Origin of the sequence: Micromonospora sp. NPDC000121 (assembly GCF_042899165.1) — a bacterium.
Lineage (GTDB): Bacteria > Actinomycetota > Actinomycetes > Mycobacteriales > Micromonosporaceae > Micromonospora.
Window position 1 is genome coordinate 220,567 of the sequence record NZ_JBIAZP010000012.1, and the last position, 7,498, is coordinate 228,064.

The window sequence follows — 7,498 nt, forward strand, 5'->3', positions numbered from 1 at the left end:
CACCACTCCTTCTATCGTTTATCGCCGATTGACGATGAAAGTGTAGCGGGTGCCGCCGCCGCGAGGTGGGCGGTGGCGACAACGAGCCGGGCGATCGCGCCGAGAGTGGCCGGGTCGACCTTGTCGGGGGTGTCGGCGGGGCTGTGGTAGCCGCCCATCCCGGCGCCGATCCCGACCGCGGTGAAACCGGCACCGCCGTAGCGGCGGTTGTCCGACGCCACCGGACCCGCCGTCAGGGGGACGCCGGTGTGCCGGCCCGCCTGGTCGAGCAAGGCCAGGAGGCGGTGGGCGGGCCCGCCGGCCTCCACCGCGGCCGCCCCGTCGAGACGGCCAGCGCCGTCGACGTTGACGACCAACGGTGCGGCCCCTTCGGCGCGCAGCTGGGTGGCGTGGTGGGCCGAGCCGAGCGCACCCACTTCCTCCCCGTCGAGCAGGGCGACGGACAGTCCCGCACCGGCGGGCAGCGCGGCGGTGAGAATGCGGGCGGCTTCGAGGACCACGGCGACGCCGGTGGCGTTGTCCGACGCGCCAGGCAGGCGCAGCCCCGGGTGGTCACCGACGCCGTCGTAGTGGGCGGCCAGGAGCAGGTCGGCAACGTCGGGAACGGGTTGCCGGAGTCGGGCGTGAATGTTCGTGCCGGTGACGTCGTCGCGGCGCAGCGGCGTCGCCCCGGCCAGCCAGCCGTCCCCCGCGGTGGCGGCGATGAGCACGGCGTGGTGGGTGTCCGGGTCGAGCGTCAGCACCGACAGCGGCCCCGGGTCCGGGCCGGCGAGCATGGTGAACTGCCAACCCTCGGCGTCGACCGGACGGCGGACCAGCAGCCCGGCCGCGCCGCGGGTGTCGCGGTAGGCGTCGAACAGGCTCATTTCGGTCGGCACGACCAGCCACCGCCCCGCCGGGTCGTCCTTGCCGGCGACGCCGAGAGCGCCACGACGGATGTCGGACGTGTCGGCGGAGGCCGGGTGGATCGCGACCTGCCGCCCGAAAACCAGCTCCTCGGTGCCGATCCGGTCGCCCCAGGTGACCGTCGGCGCCTCATAGACCTGCGGCACGGCGCGGACCGGGAACTCCTCGGTGCGAACGTCGGCGCCGAGGGCGGTGAGCTGGTCGACGAGCCAGGCGCGGGCCGCCGCCCCGCCGGTCGAGCCGACTCGCCGCCCCGCCATCCGATCGGAGGCGAGGGTGGCGATGGTGGCGGTCATGCGTTCGGCGCTGACCTGGTCGAGAAGGCCAGCGAGGTCGGTGGGGGCAGTCATGAGCAGCAGCCCTGCCCGGTGGCGATGGCGTCGGCCTTGGCCTCGGTGCCGCAGCACGAGTCAGCCGCCTGGCCGGCCTGGCGGGTACCGCAGCACGGGTCACCGCTGGCGGTCGCGCCGGCCGGCGGGAGGATTCCGCCGACGGCCTGGGCGGGGCTGCCGCAGCAGGCGCCGGAGCCGGTGACCCGTAGGGCGGCGGTCGGGTCGCCCGCGAAACCGCCGGTGGTCTGGGTGTTCTCGCTCATCTCAGGTCCTCTCGTCAGCGGTGGCTGATCAGCGTGTAGACGGTGGTGCGGGCGCGGTCGTAGCGGCGCTGCGCACGCTCGGCGGCGGTGGACACCTGGGCGCAGGAGTCGCAGAACCGGACTCCAGCGCGAAGAGCGGATGAGCGGCGGGTGGAGCCGAACATGGTGGTCCCCTTCCTCCAGACAGCTGTCTTGACGTCTGTCTAAGCAGAGAGTTGCACGTTGATTAGAGAGATGTCAACCTAGAGGCATGTCAAAGCAACAGGCGCCGCTCCTCCTCGTCGACCTCAACGCCGATGCGCCGTGCTGCCCCCCGCTGGCGCAGCGCCGGGTTCCGGCCGAGACGGCCGCGGTGCTCGCTCCCGCGTTCAAGGCCCTCGGCGACCCGGTACGGCTGCAGCTGATGTCGATGATCGCCTCCGCCGAGGGCGGGGAGGCGTGCGTGTGCGACCTGACGCCGGCGTTCGACCTGACCGGGCCGACGATCTCGCACCACCTCAAGACCCTGCGCGAAGCGGGCCTGGTGGACGCCGAACGGCGGGGCACGTGGGTCTACTACCGGGCCCGCCCGGGGATCCTGCGCCAGCTCGCCGGCTTGCTGTCGGTCGAGCCGGCCCCCTCGTCGCAGGCGTAAACCGCCGGGCAAACCCCGGACCTACCAGCGCCGATCGCCGAACGCGATCAGCGCTGAGCGCCGGATCCCGTGCGCGAGGCGACGTCCGCTTTCCGCTGCCGGCCCTGCCGTCCGGACACGTGAGCGGCGAGGGCGGTCATGACGTGCGCGGCGTCGCGGCCGACGCCGCGCAGGGTGTTCGAGGCGAAGGATCGCTGGAACTCCAACCCGAGAAAGACCAGTCCCGGATGGGTGGTGGAGATCCCGCCCACCTGCCGGGGTGCGCCATGGTCGAGGGCGCCCAGCGGCTTGAGATAGGCCAGGTCCGGTCGGTAGCCGGTGGCGAAGATGACCGCGTCGACCGGCTCCGGCGCGCCGTCGGCCCAGATGACGCCGCCGGGGGTGAAGGCGGTGAACATGTCCCGCCGGGAGAGCAGCCCGGAGGCGAGGGCGTCGCGGTAGACGCCGGTGTCGAGCACGGCCGCGTGTCGAACAAGGCGGGTGAGGACGCGGCGTGGCAGGCGGTCCGCGCCGGTGACCCGCAGCCAGTGGTGCAGGTCCCGCCCGCCCAGGCGTTGGGGCAGGAAGCGCACGGGTTCCCGGGTGGCGAGCGTGACCCGTGCGTGGGCCGCGATCTCGTAGGCGACCTGCACGGCGGAGTTGCCGGCACCCACGACGATGACCCGCTTGCCCGCGTACGCCTCCGGCCGGCGGTACTGGGCGACGTGCCGAAGATCGCCGGCGTAGTCGTTCTGGCCGGGCAGCATGGGCAGGTAGGGGTTGCCGAAGGATCCGCTGGCGGCGACGACGCCGACCGCGGCCAGCTCGTCCCCGGTGTCGGTGCGGACGAGGTATCCCCCGTCGCGGCGAGGGTGCACGGCCGTGACGCGGGTGCGGGTGCGGATGTCGACGTCCACGGTCTGCGCGTACCGGCGCAGGTACGCCGTGACCTCATCACGGCGGGGGTAGCGGTCCGGATCGCCGTCGAAGGGCATCCCGGGCAGGGCGCTGTAGCGGGCGGGCGAGAAGAGGGTGAGGCTGTCGTAGTAGTCGGGCCAGGAGCCAACAGGCTCACTGCCCGCCTGCAGCACGGCAGGCCGCAGGCCGGCGGTCAGGGCGGCTCGGGCGGCGGCCAGGCCCGACTGGCCGCCGCCGATGATGATCACTGGCTCGGATGTCATGGCACGATCATATCGTCGTTTTGTTGAATGACAATATGATGATGGTGGGGGAAGGTAGGGCCATGAGCGACGCCACAGTCGGACAGCCCACAGGGGCACCCTCCCCTGCGCGCGCCGCCGGAGCCCCCGAGGGCCTGGCGCCGCAGACGCAGGAGTTCCTCAAAGCCCTGGGCAGCCCCACCAGGCAGCGGATCTTGATGCTGTTCGCGCAGGGCTCCGAGCTGTCGGTGAGCGAGGTGGCCGAGCGGGTCGGCATCAGCCAGGCCACGGCGTCGCAGCAGCTGACCCTGCTGCGACGCGGACGGGTGGTCGCCTCCCGTCGCGACGGGAAGACGGTGTACTACCGGGCCGATCGCGGCGGCGCGCTCGCCGCCCTCGCCGAACTGCAGTCCTACCTGGCGACCTGCTGCTGACCAGTCGCCGGCCAGCCAGCCCGATCCTCCCCAACGCCCGCCCGACGCCCGAACCGCAGGCCTCAGGCTCCAGCAGGTTTGACTCCCGGCGGTTACTCAGCAATAGTTGAGTCAATGGACGTTGAGCTTGCTTCCTTGGCCGGGCGCGCACGGATCCACGCCGCGCTCGGCGACCCCGCGCGCCTGGCGATCGTGGACGCGCTCACCCTCGGCGACGCCTCCCCCGGGGAGATCGCCCATGCCCTCGACATGCCGACGAACCTGGTCGCCCACCACGTCAAGGTCCTCACCGACGCCGGTCTCGTCACGAAGGGCCGCTCCGAGGGTGACCGCCGCCGCACCTACCTGCGGCTGCTCCCGGATGCCCTAACCGCTCTCGCCACCCCTCGACTGGCCGGGATCGGCCGCGTCGTTTTCGTCTGCACCCACAACTCGGCCCGCTCGCAGCTGGCCGCCGCGCTGTGGAAGTGCCGCACCAACGGCGCCGCCGCCTCGGCCGGCACGAAGCCGGCGGCCCGGATCCATCCCCGGGCGATCGCGGTGGCCCATCGTCACCGTCTGGATCTCGACCCGACCGGCACGGCCCACGTCACCGACGTCGTCCGCGGTGACGACTTGATCATCGCCGTGTGCGACAACGCCCACGAGGAACTGACCGGGCCTGTGCGTCCACGCCTGCACTGGTCCATCCCCGACCCGGTCCGGGTGGATACCGACGAGGCATTCGAGGCCGCCTACGTCGACCTCGCCGACCGGGTCGACCGGCTCGCCCCCGCCGTCGTCCCCTTCACTCGATAACCGTCATGCCTCGACGAGGGGCAGCCAGTTCATGGGAGAGAACAGACTGATGACCATCGCACTCCGGCGGCGCTTATTGGCCGAGTTCACCGGCACGGCCCTGCTGGTCACCGCCGTGGTCGGCTCCGGGATCATGGCCACCAACCTCTCCCCCGGCGATGTCGGGCTTCAGTTGCTGGAGAACTCGATCGCCACCGCGCTCGCGCTCGGCGCGCTGATCCTGATCTTCGGCCCGGTCTCCGGCGCCCACTTCAACCCCGTTGTCTCGGCCGCCGACTGGTTCCTCGGCCGCCGCGTCGGCACCGGTCTCACCGCCAGGGAGCTCGGCGGCTACATCGTCGCCCAGATCGCCGGCGCAATCGGTGGGTCGATCCTGGCGAACCTGATGTTCGATCTGTCCGCCGCGACCTGGTCGAGCAAGGACCGAGCCGCCGGGCATCTCTGGCTCGGTGAGGTCGTCGCCACTACTGGCCTGATCCTGCTGATCTTCGCTCTCGCCCGCTCCGGCCGCGCCCCGGTCGCCCCCGCCGCAGTCGGCGCGTACATCGGCGCGGCCTACTGGTTCACCTCGTCGACCTCGTTCGCCAACCCTGCGGTGACCATCGGTAGGGCTTTCACCGACACCTTCGCCGGCATCGCCCCCACCTCCGTGGCCGGCTTCGTCATCGCCCAGGTCGTCGGGCTGGCGGTCGGTGTCGGCCTGCTCGCCGCGCTCTACCCCGACGCCGGGCGGGCCGCCGACCAGGTCGTGGTTCCTGACGAGGAACGCGACCCGGCATTGGACCGCCGCCCGTGACCGTCCACATGGCGGCGCACGACGACGCGGACAAACGTTGTCGCGACCTGCTCAACCCGCCGCGTCCCACCACCCGGTACCGCGTGCTGGACCGCAACAGCGCCCCCGACCGGTCCCTGCCTGCACCCCGCCCCTGGGTGCCAGTGAACCGGCCCTACGACCTGCACTCCAAGGAAGGCACCTGATGTCCAAGCCCAGCGTCCTGTTCGTCTGCGTCCACAACGCCGGCCGGTCCCAAATGGCCGCAGGCTGGTTGCGTCACCTCGCAGGCGACGCCGTTCAGGTTCGGTCCGCTGGCTCCGAGCCCGCCGACCAGATCAACCCGATGGCCGTTGAGGCCATGCGCGAGGTCGGCATCGACATCACCGCCAACAAGCCGAAGATCCTCGACTACGCCACCGCCGAGGCCTCCGACGTCATCATCACGATGGGCTGCGGCGACGTCTGCCCGGCCTTCCCTGGCAAGCGGTACGAGGACTGGAAGCTCGACGACCCCGCCGGCCAGGACCTCGCCGCAGTCCGCCGCATCCGAGACGAGATCCGCACCCGGGTGGAGGACCTCCTCGCCGACCTCACCCCCACAGCCTGACCTACAGCGCCGAAGAAACAACGCGAACTGGCAGCGGCTGACCTCCTGTAGGAGGATCGGTTCCGGCAGCGAGCGGCGAGCCAACCCCACTAGCGCGCCGCTCGCTCAGCGTTCTGAGGGGTGCGCCACACATCGACCACTGACAGAGCGACGAGCTCATCGCAGCATGCTTCCGTCCCTGAACTACCTCAGCGGGACCGCCTTCTTGGAGTAGACCCGGCGACCGTCACCCAGGTCGACCCACGGATGCATCTTGCGGAACGGTATGCCGTGGTCCTGGTGAGCCCTCCTCAGGTCTGCGACCGGGACCAGAAGCTGGGCTGGGTCCCCGCCGGGCTCGACAGCCGCGGGTAGTCTCGTGGCCCAGATAGGTCGGTCCGTGACGAAGAGGTTCCTCTTGGAGCCCTTGCCGCCCATGGCCACGCCGTAGTTGATCACCGTAACCGGCGCTCCTCCGCGATTGCTGACGATGATCGCCACCTGGTCGTCGTCGCGAAACTCGGGGGCGTTAGGCGGTCCATAGACCGGCATGATGTAGGCCGACGTCACGGAGACGAGGCGGCCTGAGCGGCGGTGGACGAGGATTTGCCAGGCCAGTGACACCACGCCGGTCAGAGCGCCGACCACGCCGGTCAGGGCCCCGATGATGGCGAGGCTTTCCGTGCTCACTGGCTCTCCCGTCGGTCCGGCTCTTGGAACAACAAGGGCATTAGCCCCCGCGTTTGGGCTTCGTAGCCCGGCTTGCCGAGGTTCTCGAAAGGGTTGCTCCCGGGCTCTGGCAAGTGAAGGCGGTAGCCATCGTTGTTCAACTTCCGGCCTTCACGGCCCTGCCGCATGGAGTCGTAGAACTCCTCATCAAAGGCCGGGCCCGGTATGCCGGAGTACAACCTACGCCGCTCCTCGATCTCCTCCTCGGTCATGGCCGGAACGCCTCGCGCTTCTTCGGCCTGTTGCTTGGCCTCGATGTGCTCGCCCAGCCGGAGCTGCCAGCCGATCTGATGCACGTGACTGATGACATCGACCAGCGACTCTGGATCGGAGACCCTGGTAGGTTCGAGTACGCCCCCCGCTCTGTCGAGGTCTACATAGAAGCCGCGCTGCTTCAGCTTGTCGTGCCGCCGAGTCCACCGTTTGATGGTTCCCAGGTAGGCGAGGTTCCTCTCTGGGTCTGCGGGCTCAGCGCCGAACCAGTACCGCTCCTCGGCAAGAAAGCTGTGGACCAGTTCCAGCTTCTCTTGGTGGCTCGCCCACAGGCTCTCCAGTCGGGCGTCCACGAACGGCTCGCCCTCCGGCGCGTAGGCGATCTCCACGCGCCGTTCGTGGATGGCGATAGCCTTCCCAGATTCCTCCATGGCGAGGATGGCGAGCGACCGCGCGAGACCGACGTTGCCAAGGTCGAGTACGGCGAGCGCGGAGGTCAGGACCCGATCGGCGTTAGCCAAGAGGGCGTCCTGTAGCTGGACCACCTGGGTCGGTGAGAGGTTCGGCAGCTTCCGTACAGGCATGACCGGCCTAAGGCGTGTTTCAGAAGTGGGAGGGTCTGATCGAGGTCACGGCGTGGCGGTGATCGACAACTGAAGAGGTCTCCGGTAACTGGTTCTGCGACC

General features: G+C 70.3%; 12 protein-coding genes. 6 read left to right on the forward strand and 6 right to left on the reverse strand.

Annotated elements, in window-relative coordinates:
• Positions 1-11: 11 nt before the first annotated feature.
• From ACFY23_RS27920 to ACFY23_RS27930, 3 genes are read right to left on the reverse strand one after another with little or no spacing between them, the layout of a single operon-like run.
• Entirely contained in the window at positions 12-1,256 is a 1,245-nt protein-coding gene (locus ACFY23_RS27920) for a M28 family peptidase (RefSeq protein WP_350681184.1), read from the reverse strand.
• Positions 1,253-1,501: a hypothetical protein gene (locus tag ACFY23_RS27925; RefSeq protein WP_350681182.1), complete on the reverse strand. Its 249-nt coding sequence runs from the start codon at positions 1,499-1,501 to the stop codon at positions 1,253-1,255. The genes ACFY23_RS27920 and ACFY23_RS27925 overlap by 4 nt, the downstream gene beginning before the upstream one ends.
• Before the next feature lie 14 nt (positions 1,502-1,515).
• Complete coding sequence (locus tag ACFY23_RS27930) at positions 1,516-1,665, reverse strand: hypothetical protein (RefSeq protein ID WP_350681180.1); 150 nt, start codon at positions 1,663-1,665, stop codon at positions 1,516-1,518.
• 86 nt (positions 1,666-1,751) lie between these two features.
• Here ACFY23_RS27930 and ACFY23_RS27935 point away from each other — a divergent pair, with 86 nt between their 5' ends.
• Positions 1,752-2,135, forward strand: a complete 384-nt coding sequence (locus tag ACFY23_RS27935) for a metalloregulator ArsR/SmtB family transcription factor (RefSeq protein ID WP_350681178.1) — start codon at positions 1,752-1,754, stop codon at positions 2,133-2,135.
• A gap of 47 nt (positions 2,136-2,182) precedes the next feature.
• Here ACFY23_RS27935 and ACFY23_RS27940 read toward each other — a convergent pair whose 3' ends face one another.
• Positions 2,183-3,295, reverse strand: a complete 1,113-nt coding sequence (locus ACFY23_RS27940) for an NAD(P)/FAD-dependent oxidoreductase (protein WP_350681176.1) — start codon at positions 3,293-3,295, stop codon at positions 2,183-2,185.
• Between the two features lie 62 nt (positions 3,296-3,357).
• Between ACFY23_RS27940 and ACFY23_RS27945 the strand changes: the two genes are divergently transcribed.
• From ACFY23_RS27945 to ACFY23_RS27965, 5 genes are all read left to right on the forward strand, one after another.
• Positions 3,358-3,708, forward strand: coding sequence for a metalloregulator ArsR/SmtB family transcription factor (locus ACFY23_RS27945; RefSeq protein WP_350681174.1), 351 nt, complete (start codon positions 3,358-3,360; stop codon positions 3,706-3,708).
• Positions 3,709-3,822: 114 nt separating this feature from the next.
• Positions 3,823-4,506: a helix-turn-helix domain-containing protein gene (locus tag ACFY23_RS27950; RefSeq protein WP_350681172.1), complete on the forward strand. Its 684-nt coding sequence runs from the start codon at positions 3,823-3,825 to the stop codon at positions 4,504-4,506.
• A 49-nt stretch (positions 4,507-4,555) separates the two neighbouring features.
• A complete protein-coding gene (locus ACFY23_RS27955; RefSeq protein WP_350681170.1) occupies positions 4,556-5,302 on the forward strand; it encodes an MIP/aquaporin family protein in 747 nt (248 codons plus the stop codon).
• Positions 5,299-5,487: a hypothetical protein gene (locus ACFY23_RS27960; RefSeq protein ID WP_350681238.1), complete on the forward strand. Its 189-nt coding sequence runs from the start codon at positions 5,299-5,301 to the stop codon at positions 5,485-5,487. The genes ACFY23_RS27955 and ACFY23_RS27960 overlap by 4 nt, the downstream gene beginning before the upstream one ends.
• Positions 5,484-5,891 (forward strand): arsenate reductase ArsC, encoded by a 408-nt coding sequence (locus tag ACFY23_RS27965; protein ID WP_350681236.1) that lies wholly within the window; start codon positions 5,484-5,486, stop codon positions 5,889-5,891. The genes ACFY23_RS27960 and ACFY23_RS27965 overlap by 4 nt, the downstream gene beginning before the upstream one ends.
• A gap of 183 nt (positions 5,892-6,074) precedes the next feature.
• Here the strand turns inward: ACFY23_RS27965 and ACFY23_RS27970 are convergent, their stop codons facing one another.
• Positions 6,075-6,560: a hypothetical protein gene (locus ACFY23_RS27970; protein ID WP_350681168.1), complete on the reverse strand. Its 486-nt coding sequence runs from the start codon at positions 6,558-6,560 to the stop codon at positions 6,075-6,077.
• Positions 6,557-7,357 (reverse strand): AbiV family abortive infection protein, encoded by an 801-nt coding sequence (locus tag ACFY23_RS27975; RefSeq protein ID WP_350681166.1) that lies wholly within the window; start codon positions 7,355-7,357, stop codon positions 6,557-6,559. Before ACFY23_RS27975 ends, ACFY23_RS27970 begins: the two co-directional genes overlap by 4 nt.
• Positions 7,358-7,498 lie beyond the last annotated feature (141 nt).